General features: G+C 59.3%; 14 protein-coding genes and 2 pseudogenes. 12 read left to right on the top strand and 4 right to left on the bottom strand.

Annotated features, from left to right (window positions below):
• Window positions 1–23: 23 nt before the first annotated feature.
• The 3 genes from AC1DFB_RS11305 to AC1DFB_RS11295 all read right to left on the bottom strand — a co-directional run bounded on the left by AC1DFB_RS11305 (window position 24) and on the right by AC1DFB_RS11295 (window position 2327).
• A complete protein-coding gene (locus tag AC1DFB_RS11305; RefSeq protein WP_480921271.1) occupies window positions 24–1013 on the bottom strand; it encodes a type I glyceraldehyde-3-phosphate dehydrogenase in 990 nt (329 codons plus the stop codon).
• A gap of 54 nt (window positions 1014–1067) precedes the next feature.
• Window positions 1068–1391, bottom strand: a complete 324-nt coding sequence (locus AC1DFB_RS11300) for a hypothetical protein (protein ID WP_480921270.1) — start codon at window positions 1389–1391, stop codon at window positions 1068–1070.
• Between the two features lie 102 nt (window positions 1392–1493).
• Complete coding sequence (locus AC1DFB_RS11295; RefSeq protein ID WP_170511358.1) at window positions 1494–2327, bottom strand: bifunctional allantoicase/(S)-ureidoglycine aminohydrolase; 834 nt, start codon at window positions 2325–2327, stop codon at window positions 1494–1496.
• A 176-nt stretch (window positions 2328–2503) separates the two neighbouring features.
• On the opposite strand from AC1DFB_RS11295, the gene AC1DFB_RS11290 reads away from it, so the two are divergent.
• From AC1DFB_RS11290 to AC1DFB_RS11270, 5 genes and pseudogenes are all read left to right on the top strand, one after another.
• Window positions 2504–2860, top strand: a complete 357-nt coding sequence (locus AC1DFB_RS11290) for a hypothetical protein (RefSeq protein WP_170404458.1) — start codon at window positions 2504–2506, stop codon at window positions 2858–2860.
• Window positions 2861–3082: 222 nt separating this feature from the next.
• The gene (locus AC1DFB_RS11285) at window positions 3083–4318 is read left to right on the top strand and encodes an acyl-CoA dehydrogenase family protein (protein ID WP_480921269.1); all 1236 of its coding nucleotides are present in this window, start codon (window positions 3083–3085) and stop codon (window positions 4316–4318) included.
• A 15-nt stretch (window positions 4319–4333) separates the two neighbouring features.
• A complete protein-coding gene (locus AC1DFB_RS11280; protein WP_480921268.1) occupies window positions 4334–5134 on the top strand; it encodes a thioesterase family protein in 801 nt (266 codons plus the stop codon).
• A gap of 69 nt (window positions 5135–5203) precedes the next feature.
• The gene (locus tag AC1DFB_RS11275) at window positions 5204–5851 is read left to right on the top strand and encodes a DUF1007 family protein (RefSeq protein WP_170511362.1); all 648 of its coding nucleotides are present in this window, start codon (window positions 5204–5206) and stop codon (window positions 5849–5851) included.
• Window positions 5836–6774, top strand: a pseudogene (locus AC1DFB_RS11270) (nickel/cobalt transporter). The gene AC1DFB_RS11275 and the pseudogene AC1DFB_RS11270 overlap by 16 nt, the downstream one beginning before the upstream one ends.
• Before the next feature lie 2 nt (window positions 6775–6776).
• Here AC1DFB_RS11270 and truA read toward each other — a convergent pair.
• Entirely contained in the window at window positions 6777–7544 is a 768-nt protein-coding gene (gene truA, locus AC1DFB_RS11265; protein ID WP_170818093.1) for a tRNA pseudouridine(38-40) synthase TruA, read from the bottom strand.
• A 107-nt stretch (window positions 7545–7651) separates the two neighbouring features.
• Here truA and AC1DFB_RS11260 point away from each other — a divergent pair, with 107 nt between their 5' ends.
• The 7 genes and pseudogenes from AC1DFB_RS11260 (at window position 7652) to AC1DFB_RS11230 (ending at window position 15135) form a co-directional block, all read left to right on the top strand.
• On the top strand, window positions 7652–9067 hold the full coding sequence (locus AC1DFB_RS11260) for a YcjX family GTP-binding protein (RefSeq protein WP_480921267.1): 1416 nt from the start codon (window positions 7652–7654) through the stop codon (window positions 9065–9067).
• Window positions 9064–9519, top strand: coding sequence for an N-acetyltransferase family protein (locus AC1DFB_RS11255; RefSeq protein ID WP_480921266.1), 456 nt, complete (start codon window positions 9064–9066; stop codon window positions 9517–9519). Before AC1DFB_RS11260 ends, AC1DFB_RS11255 begins: the two co-directional genes overlap by 4 nt.
• Window positions 9512–10501, top strand: coding sequence for a YcjF family protein (locus AC1DFB_RS11250; RefSeq protein WP_480921265.1), 990 nt, complete (start codon window positions 9512–9514; stop codon window positions 10499–10501). The genes AC1DFB_RS11255 and AC1DFB_RS11250 overlap by 8 nt, the downstream gene beginning before the upstream one ends.
• Before the next feature lie 54 nt (window positions 10502–10555).
• Complete coding sequence (locus AC1DFB_RS11245) at window positions 10556–11266, top strand: VIT1/CCC1 transporter family protein (RefSeq protein WP_480921264.1); 711 nt, start codon at window positions 10556–10558, stop codon at window positions 11264–11266.
• 282 nt (window positions 11267–11548) lie between these two features.
• Window positions 11549–11845, top strand: a complete 297-nt coding sequence (locus AC1DFB_RS11240) for a DoxX-like family protein (RefSeq protein WP_480587099.1) — start codon at window positions 11549–11551, stop codon at window positions 11843–11845.
• Window positions 11845–12325: pseudogene (locus tag AC1DFB_RS11235) on the top strand (DUF2269 family protein). Before AC1DFB_RS11240 ends, AC1DFB_RS11235 begins: the two are co-directional and overlap by 1 nt.
• Before the next feature lie 101 nt (window positions 12326–12426).
• Window positions 12427–15135: a DUF2339 domain-containing protein gene (locus AC1DFB_RS11230; RefSeq protein ID WP_480921263.1), complete on the top strand. Its 2709-nt coding sequence runs from the start codon at window positions 12427–12429 to the stop codon at window positions 15133–15135.
• Window positions 15136–15225 lie beyond the last annotated feature (90 nt).

Genomic DNA, 15225 nt, shown 5'->3' with positions numbered 1-15225 from the left:
GCAGCGTGCTTCAGCGCTGCGGATTACCCGGCGTTTGCCATCAGGCGCGCGACATCCAGCATACGGGCTGAAAACCCCCATTCATTGTCGTACCAGCCAAAAACCCTGATCTGCCTCTCTCCAATCATGCGCGTCTCGGGCCCCGCCACCACCAGTGACTCAGGGCGGGACCGCAAATCAGATGACACCAAGGGCAGATCGGTCCATCCCAGCACGGCAGAAGCTGCAACCGCGTCGCGAAAGGCTTGGTCGAACTGATCAGCGCTCATGCCACGTTCAAGCGTGGCGACAAGATCAACGGCAGATACGCTGGCCGTCGGAACACGCACCGCGGCCCCTGACACACGACCGGCCAGGTCTGGCAAGACGATATCAATCAAATGCGTCGCGCTTGAGGTCGTGGGCACCATTGACAATGCCCCGGCGCGCGATCGGGCTAGATCCCCGCGTGGCGCATCGACCATCGGCTGGCTGTTTGTATAGCAGTGGATGGTGGTCATGTGCCCGGACACAAGCCCGCTGATTTCATCAATCAGCTTGACGAGCGGTGCCAGACCATTGGTGGTGCAGGATGCATTTGAAACGATCCGTGCGCAGCCCAATTGATCTTCGTTTGCCCCCAGTACCAGTGTGACTTCGGCGGCGGGTGACGGACCGGAAATCAACACTTTATCCGCCCCAGCAGTCAAGCCCCGGCTGGCCACGTCGGATGTTCGCGCGATGCCGGTGCAATCGAGCATGACATCGACGCCGGACAGATCGACCTGTGCCAAATCGGCGCTGTGAGACATCAGAATAACGCGGCCATCGATATTCAGTGCTTCACCTTCGGTCGTGACCGAACCCTGATAGGGGCCAAACGTGCTATCATATTTGAACAGGTATGCGCATGTTTCCAGCGGTGCGATATCGTTGATCAGCACCAGTTCAACATCCGAATGCTGCGGCAGGCTTAAGACCTGACGCAGAATGGTGCGGCCGATACGACCGAATCCGTTGATCGCGAGTTTCATGCGCAAGCTATGGCAGGCAGATCAGGCGATCTCAATCAAAGTATTGTACCAATTTCAGTTGCAGCTGACCTGCGAAAAGAACTGGCCCGAAATGTTCTGATACATGCTGGAATAGATCGCCTTGCAGCCAGTCGCCTTCTGTATCGCGGCCATTGCCTGGATGGTGCGAAGACGTGGCGGCGGGCCAAAGGGGTTCAGATTGTAATTATCCCGCGTCGCCCGATAAACCACAGGCGCGTCCGAGACCTGCGTCACCGCCCATGTGCGGCTCATTACGAAAACGGATTTGGTTTCTTCCTTGGCGGCAACCGAGGCGGCGTTGAACGCCGAAAGGCCAAGGGTGGCAACCAGTGCAATCATCGTACCGCGCAGTAACATCGAACAATCTCCAGTGCTGAAAACTCATTTGATTTCATCAGATTCCAGCGATTCTGTGAACCCCTTTACCAGAACTTGACCCGGTAAAGCCCCGATCGTCAGCTACCTAGACGGTACAGACAACGGCATGTGCCTATTCACATCCTTGTACAACAGATAGCGAAACCGTCCCGGTCCGCCTGCGTAACAGGCCTGTGGGCAGAAAGCGCGCAGCCACATGTAGTCACCGGCCTCGACCTCGACCCAATCCTGATTGAGCCGGTAAACAGCCTTGCCTTCAAGCACATAAAGGCCGTGTTCCATCACATGGGTTTCGGCAAAGGGAATCACGCCACCGGGTTCGAAATTGACGATGTTGACATGCATGTCGTGACGCAGGTCCTGCGGATCGGTGAAGCGGGTGGTAGACCAGCGGCCTTCGGTGCCGGGCATTTCGTTGGGTACCACGTCGCGTTCATTGGTGATGATCGGGTCAGGGGCGGGCAGGCCGGGCACTGCATCATAAGCCTTGCGCACCCAATGGAACCGGGCAACTGAATCGCCATGGTTGTGCAGCGTCCAGTCGCTGCCCGGGGGGATATAGGCATATCCACCGATCTCAAGAACATGATCCGCTTCGTTCAGGGTCAGCGTAACGCTGCCCTCGACCACGAAGATCACCCCTTGCGCATTTGGATCGGTTTCGGGCGTATCGCTGCCACCACCGGGCTGCACCTCCATTATGTATTGCGAGAATGTCTCGGCAAAACCACTCAGAGGCCGGGATAAGACCCAAAGACGTGTATTCTCCCAGAAAGGCAGAAAGCTGGTGACGATGTCGCGCATCGTGCCTTTGGGGATTACCGCATAGGCATCGGTGAACATGGCACGGTCGGTCAACAGTTGCTCTTGCCCCGGATGTCCGCCTGTCGGTGCATAATAGTTAGGATGTGTCATCAAATGCCTCTGCTTCGTCTGGGCACAATATGAAGCGATCTCACGGGCGGACCTAGCGCCTGCCTTGCGAAAGGTTTGTTCGGGATAATTTGAAGGTGGCCAAGTGGGGCTTGGCCGCACACGCATAGAGGTATATCTATGGACGTGAAAGTCATTCAAATCGGCGAGGCCCTTTGATGAAAGCCTTTGTTTACACAGCGCTGGTTGCTGCACTTTTTCTGGGGGTGGGTGGAATAGCACAGGCTAAACCACTTTCCCGAATCATCGCGGAAATGGGGTTGAGCCCCGCTGACTTTGAGGTGTTGAACGACACCTCAAACGCGTTGCTGTCGACGGGCACTCCATCCGTGGGGCAGGAGAGGGCTTGGCTCAATCAGGACACCGGCTCGAAGGGGACAATCCGCGTGCAAAGCGTTCAGGGCAATTGTGTGATACTTCAGCACTTTGTGCAGCCTGAAGGTGCTGCACAGGCCCGCGATATCAGAACACGCCGCTGCAAGACCGCTGATGGGAACTGGATCCTGACACCTTAAAGGTCGGTGCCTTGGCCAGCACCCGAACTAGCACAGCTGCACCCTTGTGATTTGCTCCAGCTAATTTTGCCGCAGGCCCCCTGCTGGGCATCGCATTGATGCTGGACCGGGCTCAATTTGCGTGAATGACGTTCCGTCACTTAGCTGGACACGCTCATGGCCACTAAGCCATCCTCGGACCAAAGCCAAAGACCCGCATTGCGCCACAGGGAAGGAATAGACATGACCATGACTTTCGGATTGCGTGAGGAAAACCGCGCCCTGTTACAGCGGGTGAGAGATATGATTCACGACGAGGTCATGCCGCTTGAAGATGAGTATCAGGCAGAAATCAATAAAGGCGATCGTTGGAAATATACCGAGCGACAGGCCGAGATTCTCGAGGGGCTGAAAGCCAAGGCCATGGCGGCGGGGCTTTGGAACTTCTGGCTGACAGACAGCGACAAAGGTTTTGGCCTCAGTACAGTCGAATACGCCTATTTCGCCGAGGAGATGGGCAAGACGCCCTTGGGGGCCGAAGTTTTCAACTGCTCCGCGCCCGATACAGGGAATATGGAGGTGTTTGAACGCTACGGGTCAGGCGCGATGAAAGAGCAGTGGCTGAAGCCTTTGCTCGACGGGCAGATTCGCTCGGCCTATCTGATGACCGAGCCCGATGTGGCCTCATCAGATGCCACCAACATTTCGATGTCCTGCGTGCGGGACGGGGCCGACTATGTTCTGAACGGCGAGAAATGGTGGTCGTCTGGGGCGGGCGATCCGCGTTGCAAGGTCTATATCGTGATGGTCAAAACCGGCGGGGACGATCTGCCAAAGCACCAGCGCCAGTCGATGATCGTGGTCCCAGCAGACGCGCCCGGGATCGAAGTGCTGCGCCCGATGGAGGTCTATGGCCACGACGATGCGCCCCATGGACACATGCACATCCGTTTCACAGAAGTTCGGGTCCCAGCCGAAAACATTCTACTGGGCGAAGGGCGCGGGTTCGAGATCGCGCAAGGTCGCTTGGGGCCGGGCCGTATTCACCATTGCATGCGCGCGATTGGTCAGGCCGAGTCTGCGCTGGAGCAGATGTGCAAGCGTTCACTACAGCGCCAGGCGTTTGGGAAGAAACTGGCGCAGCTGGGGGCAAACTACGACATCATCGCCGAATGTCGGATGGAGATCGAAATGGCCCGTTTGCTGTGCCTCAAGGCCGCCTGGTACATGGATCAGGGCGATGCAAGGGCGGCGGCCCCATGGATCAGCCAGATCAAGGTCGTTGCCCCCAAGGTCGCGCTGAAGGTGATCGATGAGGCCGTGCAAATGTTCGGCGCACAGGGGATCAGTCAGGATACGCCCTTGGCAAATGCATGGACCCATGTGCGCACCCTGCGTCTGGCGGATGGGCCGGACGCAGTGCATCGCCGTCAGGTCGCTCGCGCCGAGTTGAAGAAATACACGCAAGAAAAAGTCTGAGGCGACAGAACCACAATGACATCGGATGTGTTGGGGCAGGCGTATTTCCACCAAAATGCGCAGGGTGTGTTTGTCGGAAATGACCCCGCGCGCGGGCCTTGGTCGGCCGATTATTGCCATGCTGGGCCAGTCAGCGGATTGATCGTGCGGGCGGCAGAAACCGAAGTCGGCCCTGAGAAGATGTTGACCCGGTTGACCGTCGATCTGCTGCGTCCATTGCCTCTGGCTGGTTTGCGAGTCGCGGCAGAGACGACACGCCATACCAAGACGCTGGCGACCACACGGGTCACCGTACATGATCTGGACGACACGCTTTGCGCCACCGCCACAACCATGCATATGGTGCGCAAAGACCTTGGGGCCGTGCCCAATGTCAAACTGCCCGCGCCCAGGGTCGAAGATATGGTCGATGGCCCGTTCCCGATCGGTGAGATGCGCCATCAGTTGCCCGGTTTTGCCCATCACTCCCAGATCGGCTATCCCGCTGATGGCAACCAAGGGGCAGGTCCGAAAACCGTCTGGATGCGCACACCTGCCTTGCTGGAAGGAGAGGACCCATCGCCGATCCAAGCGCTCTGCCCGCTTGCAGATTGCGGCAATGGCATATCGTGGAACGCGCCCACATCTGAGATGGGTTTCATGAATACCGACCTGACTGTGCAAGTCCACCGCGAGCCTGTCTCGGACTGGCTGGCCTCTGACTCGATCTCGCACTGGCAACCCTCGGGGATCGGTATGTCGCAGTCAGTTCTTTTTGATACACAGGGGCCAGTTGGGACGGCTTTGCAGACATTGGTCTTGTTCCCGCCGGAGTAAATGGCGGGATTCTGCAGCCTAGTGTTTAGTCGGATTGCCGATACCCGCTGCGCATTCTATCTTTGCAACATGCGCTGGCTTGCCTTCTCCTTGACCTGCCTTCTGCCGACACCGGCTCTGGCTCATCCCCATGTCTTTATCGACACGGGGCTAGAGTTCATGGTCGATGACGCAGGCAACCTGACCCATGTGCGTGTGACCTGGGCCTATGATGAGTTCTATTCATTGCTGGTTCTCGAAGACATGCGACTGGATCAGGATGCAGATGGCGTGCTGACCGAGGCTGAAGAGCAGTTTCTAAGTGGCTTCGACGCGCAGTGGGTCGAAGGTTACAATGGCGATCTGGTCATCCGCATGGGCGAAAATGTGATCCCGCTCTCTGGGCCGCTTGAGCCGCAGGCCACGACCGAGGATGCCCGCATCGTGACCACACATCTGCGCGCGATCGAAGGAAACCCCGTTCCCGCGGATGCACTGTCGATCAAAGCCTTTGATGAGAGCTTTTATACCGCATACGAAGTGACCCGCCCGGTTCTGGTTTCAGGCCCCACGATCTGTAATATCGAACGCAGCGATCCGGATATCGACAACGAACTGGCCCAGATGCAGGCTTTTTTGCTGACGCTGGATGCCGAGTATGACCTTGAAGAAAACGATATCCCTCTGGTCGGTGAGAAATTCGCAACCGAGATCCGGCTTTCATGTCCAAATACCTGATCGTTCCCGTTGCCATCGCCTGCGGGGTGCTGCTGTGGTTCTGGGGCAGCGGTGGTTTTGACCATCTGGCCGCTTGGGCTGCCGGAGAGCAACGCGAATTCCAGAACCAGATCGCCCGCGCCCTTCGCGCAGCACGCGCCGAGCAGCCCGAAGCTGTGGCAACGCTACTGACGGTCTGTTTTGCATATGGGTTTTTTCATGCCATCGGACCGGGCCATGGCAAAGTTCTGATCGGAGGATATGGGCTTGGCCGTCGCGTTGCGTTTTGGCAGACTTTCTGCAATCAGTGTCCTATCGAGCCTAGGGCAAGCAGTGACGGCGGTTGTGCTGGTTTATGCCGGGGTATTGGTATTCCAGATGTCACGCGAGTCGCTTGTAGGCACGACCGAACAGGTCATGGCACCGATCAGCTACGGCGCAATTGCCGCTATAGGCCTGTGGCTGGTTTTCCGCGCCATCCGCAGTTTTGCGCGGCGTCACAAAAACCAAGCCTCTCAAGCGCACGACCACCATCACCATGCGCATGATCACGACCACCATCATCACGACCACGAGGTTTGCGCTGACTGCGGCCACCGCCACGGCCCGACGGCCGATGAGGTCGCTCAGGTCGGCAGCTTTCGCGAGGCGTTGATCCTGATCGCTGGTATAGCCGCACGCCCCTGTACGGGCGCGTTGTTTGTGCTGATCCTGACATGGCAGATGGGTATCGCAATGGTCGGCATCGCAGGCGCATTCGCCATGGCTTTAGGACCGCAACCGTCACCACTTTGGTCGGTTGGACATCCTTTGGGTTGCGCGGCGGGTTGCTGGCCTCAGCCTCGGCTACGCGCTTTGCATCGGTACTGGCCCCGACCATCGAACTGGTTGCGGGTCTTATCATCGCCGTGATTGCAAGCGGGCTGCTACTGCGGGCCTTGTAGACTTAGCCAAACACCGGTTCGGGATATCCGACCCGTGCCAGATACAACCCTTGCGGCGGGCAAACCGGTCCACAGGCCGCACGGTCAACCGCCTCAAGCGCATCGCGAACGTCCTCGGGCGTCCAAGCTCCGGCCCCCACGCGCTCTAACGTGCCAACGAAGCTACGTACCTGATTGTGCAGAAACGATCGGGCGCGAACATGGAAGTGGATTTCGGCGCCAGAGAAGCCCTGAACCTGTTCCACCCGCAACTCATCCAGTGTTTTGACCGGGCTGGCGGCCTGACAGATGGAGGACCGGAAGGTGGTGAAGTCATGCCGCCCGATCAGCATATCCGCCCCGGCCTGCATCGCTGCAACGTCCAGAGAATGATTGATCTGCCAGACCTGCCCCTTGTCATGGGTGGCGGGTGCACGGCGCATCAGGATACGGAACAGATATTGCCGTTCAAGCGCCGAGAACCGCGCATGCCAGTCATCATCCACTCGTGCGGCTTTCACGATGGCGACAGGCTGCGGCTTGAGATGATAGTTCAACGCCTCAGACAGGCGGAATGGGTCCCATTCTTTGACCAGATCGCAATGCGCCACTTGTCCTAGCGCGTGAACCCCCGCGTCGGTACGACCGGCGGCGGCGATTGTGTGGTCTCCGGGTTCGATCCGCGAAAGCGCTAGTTCGATCGCGCCCTGAACTGAAGGCAGCTCCTTTTGCCGCTGCCATCCGGCAAACGGTTCCCCTTGGTATTCGACTTGCAGCGCGTATCTGGGCATGGGGCGCTGGTATCGCGCCTTGGTCGGACGGGCAAGGGGGCGAAAGCTCTGGCAAGTGCCGCAACCGCTACCTATCTTGGGCAAAACGATAATTGCGGGGCGACAGCTTGGTCATCTCATCATTGGCAGACAGTCTGGTGCGCGGCGTCGAATCCGTGGGTGACCGTGTGTCTGAGACATTCTTCGAACCGGTCATCCGGCTGGGCGTCACGGGATTGGCGCGGTCGGGTAAGACAGTGTTCATCACATCACTGGTCGCCAACCTGCTGGATCGGGGCCGCATGACCGGTCTTGTGGCGCAGCAAGAGGGGCGTGTCACCGCCAGCTATCTGCAGCCGCAACCCGACGACACCGTGCCCCGGTTCGATTTCGAATCCCATCTGTCCGCGCTGACCGGACCAGCGCCGCACTGGCCGGACAGCACGCGTGCTGTTTCCGAGTTACGCCTGTCCTTCAAAGTCAAGCCCGCAGGTCTGCTTTCGGGATTGCAGGGCCCTCGAACATTGCATCTGGACATTGTGGACTATCCGGGTGAGTGGCTGCTGGATCTGGCCCTGCTGGACAAATCCTATGAAGATTGGTCGCGGGACACGCTCGAACACATATCCAGTCGCCCACAAGCAGGGGCATTTCTGGCAAAGGTTCAGGCGACCGACCCAACCGCGCCACATGATGAGCCGCAGGCGCAGGACCTCGCCCGCAGCTTCACCGATTACCTGAATGCCGCGCGTGATGCCGGTTTCTATGACTGCACTCCCGGACGGTTTCTTCTGCCGGGCGATCTGGCCGGGTCTCCTGTGCTGACATTCGCGCCGCTCCCGGTGTCGGGGGCGTCAATTCGGCGTTCACTACACCGCGAGATGGAGCGGCGGTACGAGGCGTACAAATCGCGTGTGGTCAAACCTTTCTTTCGCGACCACTTTGCCCGGATCGACCGGCAGATCGTTCTGGTAGATGCGTTGGGGGCAATCCATAAAGGCCCGCAAGCGGTCGAGGATATGCGCCGCGCGATGGCCGATATCCTGTCGGCCTTCCGCCCCGGTCGCAACGCATGGCTCAACAGGCTGCTGCATGGCAAGCGGGTCGAGCGTATCCTATTTGCGGCCACCAAAGCGGACCATCTGCACCATCTGCAGCACCCGCGCCTGACCGCGATCATTGAGGCCCTGACCCGTGAGGCCCGCGACCGCGCCAGCTTTGCCGGGGCTGAAACTGCGGCCTTATCGTTGGCTTCACTTCGGACAACGACGGAAGAGATGCGCAGCCATAACGGCGTAGAACTGCCATGCGTGCGCGGCACTCTGCTAGGTAGCGGTAAGCAGGCGGCCTTTTACCCCGGTGATTTGCCAGAGGACCCTGCCCATCTGCTGGGCCCCGCGCGCAATGGGGCCGAGGGATGGCTGGGCGAGGACTATGGCAATATGGCCTTTGCACCCGCACATTTGACCCTGAATCCCGGTGACGGTCCGCCACATATTCGGCTGGACCGGGCTGCGCAGTTTCTGATCGGAGACCGGCTGTGAACGTGATCCTTCGCCCCGCTCGCAGTACCGATGCCGGAACCACAGGCGCTATTCTGCACGGGTTCGCCCGCGAAAACGACTGGATGCCTGAACTGCATTCTGAGGCCGAGACCATTGCGTTTTGCGGCAGGATGATTGATCTCGGCTGGGTCACGGTGGCCGAAAAGCAGGGGCAGGTGGCCGGATTTCTGGCGTTGAATGGGGACGAAGTGCAGTCGCTCTATCTGGCGGCCTCGGCGCGCGGGCAGGGGATCGGGCAGCAATTGCTGGATCGCGCCAAAGCGCAGCGTCCCACGCTCAACTTGTATGCGTTTCAGGCCAATCCCTCTGCATGCCGGTTCTATGAGCGCAACGGCTTTGTTGAGGTCGCACGCGGCGATGGGTCCGAAAATGACGAAAACCTGCACGACATCAAATATGTCTGGACACGCGAGGAGTTGGTCGATGGCTAAAGGCCCCGTTTTGATTGATCTGGAAGACGACGCCTCGACAGTTGATGTCTCGACCGCGCCTCCTGTTCCGGACATCGCGCCTCCGCAGGGGCAGGCGATGCAGGCAGCGGTACGGTTCGCAGCGCGGAAGCCTTCGGTATTGGCGCGTTGGTTCTGGGGGCTGGCTTTAGCCGTTGTGGGGGCGGTGGTTTCGGTCGCCGCATGGGATTTTGCCATCTCTCTGCTGGAACGCGCACCAATTCTGGGTTGGATCGTCACCGGTCTGATCGCTGCGCTGTTGCTGGTCGTCCTGATCATTGCACTGCGCGAGTTGGCCGCAATCAGCCGTCTGTCTCGCGTCGACGGGCTGCGGCGCGCGGCGGACACAGCTTTAACAGACGAGGACTTGTCGCAAGCCCGCGCTGTAACCACACGGCTGATTGCGTTCTATAAGGGACGCGATGAAACACGCTGGGGTCGCGACCGTTTGACCGAACGCATGGGAGAGCAATTCGATGCGGCAACCCTGCTGAGCTTGGCCGAAGACGAATTGCTGGCCCCGCTGGACGCTGCTGCCAGCCGCGAGGTCGAGGCCGCAGCCCGGCAGGTTGCCACCGTTACCGCTTTGGTTCCGCTCGCGCTGGCCGATGTCGCGACCGCGCTGGCAAGCTCATTGCGAATGATCCGACGTATTGCCGAAATCTATGGCGGTCGAGCAGGTTTCTTGGGCAGTTGGCGCCTAACCCGCGCCGTATTCGTGCATCTGATTGCAACTGGCGCGGTGGCAGTGGGGGATGATCTTCTGGAGCCGATTTTAGGCGGCTCAGTCCTCAGCAAATTGTCGCGCCGGTTCGGTGAGGGGCTGGTCAACGGCGCGCTCACCGCCCGCGTGGGTGTCGCTGCGATGGAGGTCTGTCGACCTTTGCCTTTCTCGAAACGCCACCAGCCCTCGACCCGTGGCATGATCAAACGCGCGCTCAGCGGGTTGTTCTCCAGGACTTGATCTGGCGCAAGGCCATGCCTGAACCTGTCCTGCATAAACAGGACGGAGCCAGCCATGACCGAACACGGCCACAGCCAGCAAGAGATTTTCGAACGGATCAATGCGCCTCCGGGTCGTGGGGTTCTGCGCGATGTGGTTTATGGCGGCATCGATGGCTCAGTCACGACATTCGCGATCGTTGCCGGGGTTGCCGGGGCAGGTTTATCGCCTTTTGTCATCGTGGCACTTGGGCTGGCCAACGTGCTGGCGGATGGTTTCTCGATGGCGGCGGGCAACTACTCGGGAACCAAGGCCGAGATCGATAACATCCACCGTATTCGAGCCATCGAGGAACGGCATATCAAGTTGTATCCGGATGGCGAGCGAAAGGAGGTGCGCGAAATCCTCGCACAAAAAGGCCTTTCAGGCAGCGTTCTGGATGACGCGACGGCTGAAATCACTTCGAACCACGACAATTGGGTCGACCTGATGATCGAGGGCGAATACGGGCTGGGCAGCGTCGACCCGCATCCCCTCAAAGCCGCGATGGCGACGTTCTTTGCCTTTCTGATCGCGGGGATGATTCCGTTGTTGCCGTTCCTCTTATCCGTTGCAAATGCGTTCACGGTATCAGCCTGGATGACTGCGGGCGTATTCTTTGCCATTGGCGCGATGAAAAGCCGGTGGTCGCTTGCCCCCTGGTGGCGATCAGGCGGAGAAACCCTGCTGATCGGGGGTGCGGCGGCAGCTATCGCCTTCTGGGTTGGCTCGTTGTTTCACCCCTGAATGGTGCTGTTGTCGCGGACGGGGTGATCAGGCTGATCCTCAGAATCTGATCCGCTATGGTGTTGTAAACCAATGCGAGGCAACTCGTGGCAACGGATCGTCCTGAAAAAACTGTTTTGGTGCTGGGCGCTTATGGCTTCATCGGTGCTGCGGTCGTTCGGTCGCTGCATGCGGATGGCGCCTGTGTGAAGGGGCTTGTGCGCAGCCAGAAGACGGCTGAGAGGGTCCTTCCGGATATTGCGCTGATCTCGGGGATCTACGTGATTTCAAGTCGGCGGCGGATTGACGGGGCTATCGCGGGCGGCCGAGATACTCTCGCGCAATGGTTGGCCCGTTGGGATTGCCAACGCGAGCGTGGTGTTTTGGTCGATGATCAATATCGCGCTGGGGCTGGCAATCTTGTGGCGTCCGTGGGCCGCGCGCGCTTGCCTCGCGCAGGCTGCAATCGCCGCTTTCTATCTGATCGCCGCCACGTTGACGGTGCCTGAACTGTGGCTCGACCCTTTGGGACCGTTGGTCAAGATAGCACCGGCTTTGATGCTATCACTGATCGCGCGACCCATGTTGGAGAGCCGCTGATGGACCCGGACCTGATCCTGCGTTGGCTGCACGTGATCGGAGCATGCGTTCTTATGGGTACCGGCGCGGGTATCGCTTTTTTCATGCTTATCGCGCACCGAACGGCGGATGCTCGGGTGATTGCTCATACGGCGGGAATCGTGGTGCTGGCCGACACAGTTTTTTACGGCCACCTCAGTCATTTTCCAGCTGATCACCGGCGTGTTGCTGGCCTGGCTACTGGGCTGGTCGCTGTCGGAGGGTCGGGTCGCGATATCACTGCTGCTTTACGTACTGACCGGCCTGTTCTGGCTGCCGGTGGTTTGGATTCAGGTGCGTCTGAGGGATTATGCAAGGCAGGCTGATCGGGATGGTACCTCCTTGCCAAGCAGTTACTACAAACTGTTCCGCAGATGGTTCGCTTGCGGTATTCCGGCCTTTGCCGCAGTGCTGGCGATCCCTTGGCTGATGCTGGCACGCCCTCACATCCTGCTTTTATAGGCCGATTACCTGTGCAGCAGGCGGTATCCATGCGGATTTCCAGACTATAAACCAGCCTGTCTGCACGGTACGTTTGGCGCATCGCATCCCGGAGGTTTCGGTTGGAATCCTTGCTTGTCCTCGTTGGTCTGATCGTTCTGGCCATTCCTGTTTCGATCATCGCTTTGCTGATTGGTCAATCGCGGTTGCGTAAGCGCGTCGATCAGCTTGAGCGGCAATTGGCCAGGCAAATACCGGAAAGCGGCGCCGAAACCTCCAAGACATCAAGGCCGGAGCCGAAGACGACGCAAACCAAGCATGATCCCTGGGCCGCGGCGAAAACCTCGTCTACCACTGACGAAAGCCCATCGGATGCGCCGCAGGCCGTTGAGGCCGCCGATCCTCCTGCCACCATCGTTTTTCGTGAGGAAAAGATCGCCGCGCTGGGCGCGTGGTTGCGTGAGAACTGGTTCTATGCGGTTTCGGCGCTGTCACTGGCCTTGGCCGGGATATTTCTGGTGCAATACGGGGTTGAGAACGGGCTGTTGCCACCCACCGCGCGGGTCGCCGCAGCCCTGATCTTTGGCCTTCTGCTGATTGGGTCAGGTGAAGTGATCCGCCGCCGCTTCGGCGATGACGAGGACGCGTCGACCGCTTATCTACCATCGGTCTTCTCGGGCGCGGGTCTGGTGACCTTGTTTGGTGGCGTCCTTGCCGCGCGCCAGCTTTATGATCTGATCGGCCCCGAGGCCGCTCTGGCCGGTCTCGTTATCATCGCTCTGTTTGCGTTGGTCTTGGGATGGTTCCACGGGCCGCTGCTCGCCGCCGTAGGCCTAATCGGAGCCTTTGCCGCGCCCTTTATGGTTGGAGGCGCATCGGACGATCCCAGTTGGCTTTATGGTTATTTCTTTATCATCGCCATTTTGGGCTTGGGTATCGATACCGTCAGGCGTTGGGCATGGATTTCCATTCTGACGCTAGTGGGTGCATACGGTGCGGCGTTTTTGCTGGTGCTGTCTTCTCCCTCAACGGAACCGGGGTATCTGATCTGTGTGACAGCACTGGCGCTGATTGCGATGGCGATACCCGTGCGCAGTATCTGGCCCGACCACACCGGCCCGATGATTGCTGAAGTCATTCGGCGACGGAAAGGGATTCCATGGCCCGAGTTTCCAACCCGAATTGCCTTTGGTGCAGTTCTCACCAGTTCCATCATCCTGTCGCTGCATTGGTCGGATTCAAGCGGTGAGTTTTGGCTGGGCGTTGCTCTGTTTACCGCGTTGATACTGGCGCTGATGCTTTGGACAAAAGCTGCGCGTGCTTTGCAGGATGTGACGGTGCTGCCTGCGTTGGGTCTGATCTGGTTTGTTCTGCTGCACGGGTTGGACGGTGGCTCCGTGTGGCGCGGCTTTGCCGACACATACGTGGAAACGGCCGAGGCCGATTATCCTTGGGTAGTCACGCTATTGGTTGCCCTCGGGGCCTTGATCAGCGTGCTCGCTGCGTGGCGGTCCTTCCACGCCGGGCGCTACGCTGTGGTCTGGGCCGGGGGTGCAGCCCTATATGCTCCGACGCTGGCGATCGCACTTGAAGTCGGATGGCAGCCTGCAAACGTGATCGGAGCTTATGCGTGGGCCTTACACGCAATCGCATTAGGCGCGATGATGGTGGTTTTGGCCGAACGGTTTGCGCGGGCCGATGGTGAGAAACGGATGCGGCCTGCACTGGCAACTCTGTCTGCGCTATCGTGCCTTAGCTTTGCCTGCATCATCGTACTCAGCTCTGCCGCTTTGACCGTAGCACTTGTCGCCATGATTGTTGTGGCCGCGGCGCTGGACCGGCGATTTGTTCTGGCTCCGATGAGTTGGTTCATTTGGGCGGGTGTGTTCACGGTGACCGTACGGCTGGTGCTCGACCCGGGGCTAGATTGGGCCGAAACCGCGCCGTTGATCGAAATGACCTTGGTCTATGCGGTGGCGGTTGCCGGGTTCATCATGGGGTGGGCGTTGCTAAGGTCCTTGGACCGCCCGATTGCCTCATTGCTGCTTGAAAGCGCGGCCTGGGCAACGGCGGGAATACTGCTATCGCTCTTGTTGCTGCGCTGGCTGGAAAGCTTCGGAGAAGGCGGCGCGACAGACAGCCATTGGGGGCTGGGGCTGCTGGCGGTGATCTGGCTGCTGCTGGCTTTTGCACAAATACAGCGGTTCGAGCTTGGCGGTAAGCTGAACTACGCGCGTTACGCGCTCGCGGCGTTCTTTGCGGCACACGGCATGATGCGTCTGGTTCAGGCTTTGTCTGAGGCTAACCCGTTGCTCGACCCATTTGCCGATCCCGTGCTCGGCCCGCCGGTGCTGAACACGTTGGCGGTGGCCTATCTGTTGCCTGCGCTGGCCATCGGCTTCTCGGCTTGGCGCGTCGTGACGCAGCCCGTGCTACTGAAGCAGATCAGTTATTGGGTCGCCGGTGCCCTGATCGCTTTTTGGCTGGGGCTTACAATCCGTCATGTCTGGCAGGGGGCGGGTGGCATGTATGAAGGCAACGGCGTCACCCAGCCCGAGCTTTATTCATACACCATCACCTTATTGGTGGTCGGCGCAGGGTTGTTCTACCAGTCGCTGGCCCGCCGGTCCGATTTGATGCGCAAGGCCGGTTTGGCCGTGATTGGCCTCGCGGTGGCCAAGGTGTTTCTGATCGATATTGCCGGATTGGGCGGGCTGATCCGGGTGTTTTCGCTGTTGGCGCTGGGTCTGGCGCTGGCGGGTCTTGCATGGCTCAATCGCTGGGCCAAGCTGCGCCATTCGTCGCAAGACCCGGAACCTCTGGACCATTGAGAGCAGGCGTCCTATAAGCGCGGCCATGTTTGACCGTCTGGCCATCATTATTCGAATTATATCCCCGGCGCTCTGATATCGCGAGACGCC

It is taken from the genome of Ruegeria sp. S84 (genome assembly GCF_056583445.1).
Note: the sequence above shows the minus strand (reverse complement) of the source record. Positions and strands in the feature narration are given on the sequence as shown.

Bases quoted from the DNA above. Each gene is read 5' to 3' on its own strand.
- AC1DFB_RS11305 (WP_480921271.1), bottom strand. From the start codon at position 1,013: ATGAAACTCGCGATCAACGGATTCGGTCGTATCGGCCGCACCATTCTG.
- AC1DFB_RS11285 (WP_480921269.1), top strand. From the start codon at position 3,083: ATGACCATGACTTTCGGATTGCGTGAGGAAAACCGCGCCCTGTTACAG.
- AC1DFB_RS11245 (WP_480921264.1), top strand. From the start codon at position 10,556: ATGACCGAACACGGCCACAGCCAGCAAGAGATTTTCGAACGGATCAAT.
- AC1DFB_RS11290 (WP_170404458.1), top strand. From the start codon at position 2,504: ATGAAAGCCTTTGTTTACACAGCGCTGGTTGCTGCACTTTTTCTGGGG.
- truA (WP_170818093.1), bottom strand. From the start codon at position 7,544: ATGCCCAGATACGCGCTGCAAGTCGAATACCAAGGGGAACCGTTTGCC.
- AC1DFB_RS11300 (WP_480921270.1), bottom strand. From the start codon at position 1,391: ATGTTACTGCGCGGTACGATGATTGCACTGGTTGCCACCCTTGGCCTT.
- AC1DFB_RS11280 (WP_480921268.1), top strand. From the start codon at position 4,334: ATGACATCGGATGTGTTGGGGCAGGCGTATTTCCACCAAAATGCGCAG.
- AC1DFB_RS11295 (WP_170511358.1), bottom strand. From the start codon at position 2,327: ATGACACATCCTAACTATTATGCACCGACAGGCGGACATCCGGGGCAA.
- AC1DFB_RS11250 (WP_480921265.1), top strand. From the start codon at position 9,512: ATGGCTAAAGGCCCCGTTTTGATTGATCTGGAAGACGACGCCTCGACA.
- AC1DFB_RS11275 (WP_170511362.1), top strand. From the start codon at position 5,204: ATGCGCTGGCTTGCCTTCTCCTTGACCTGCCTTCTGCCGACACCGGCT.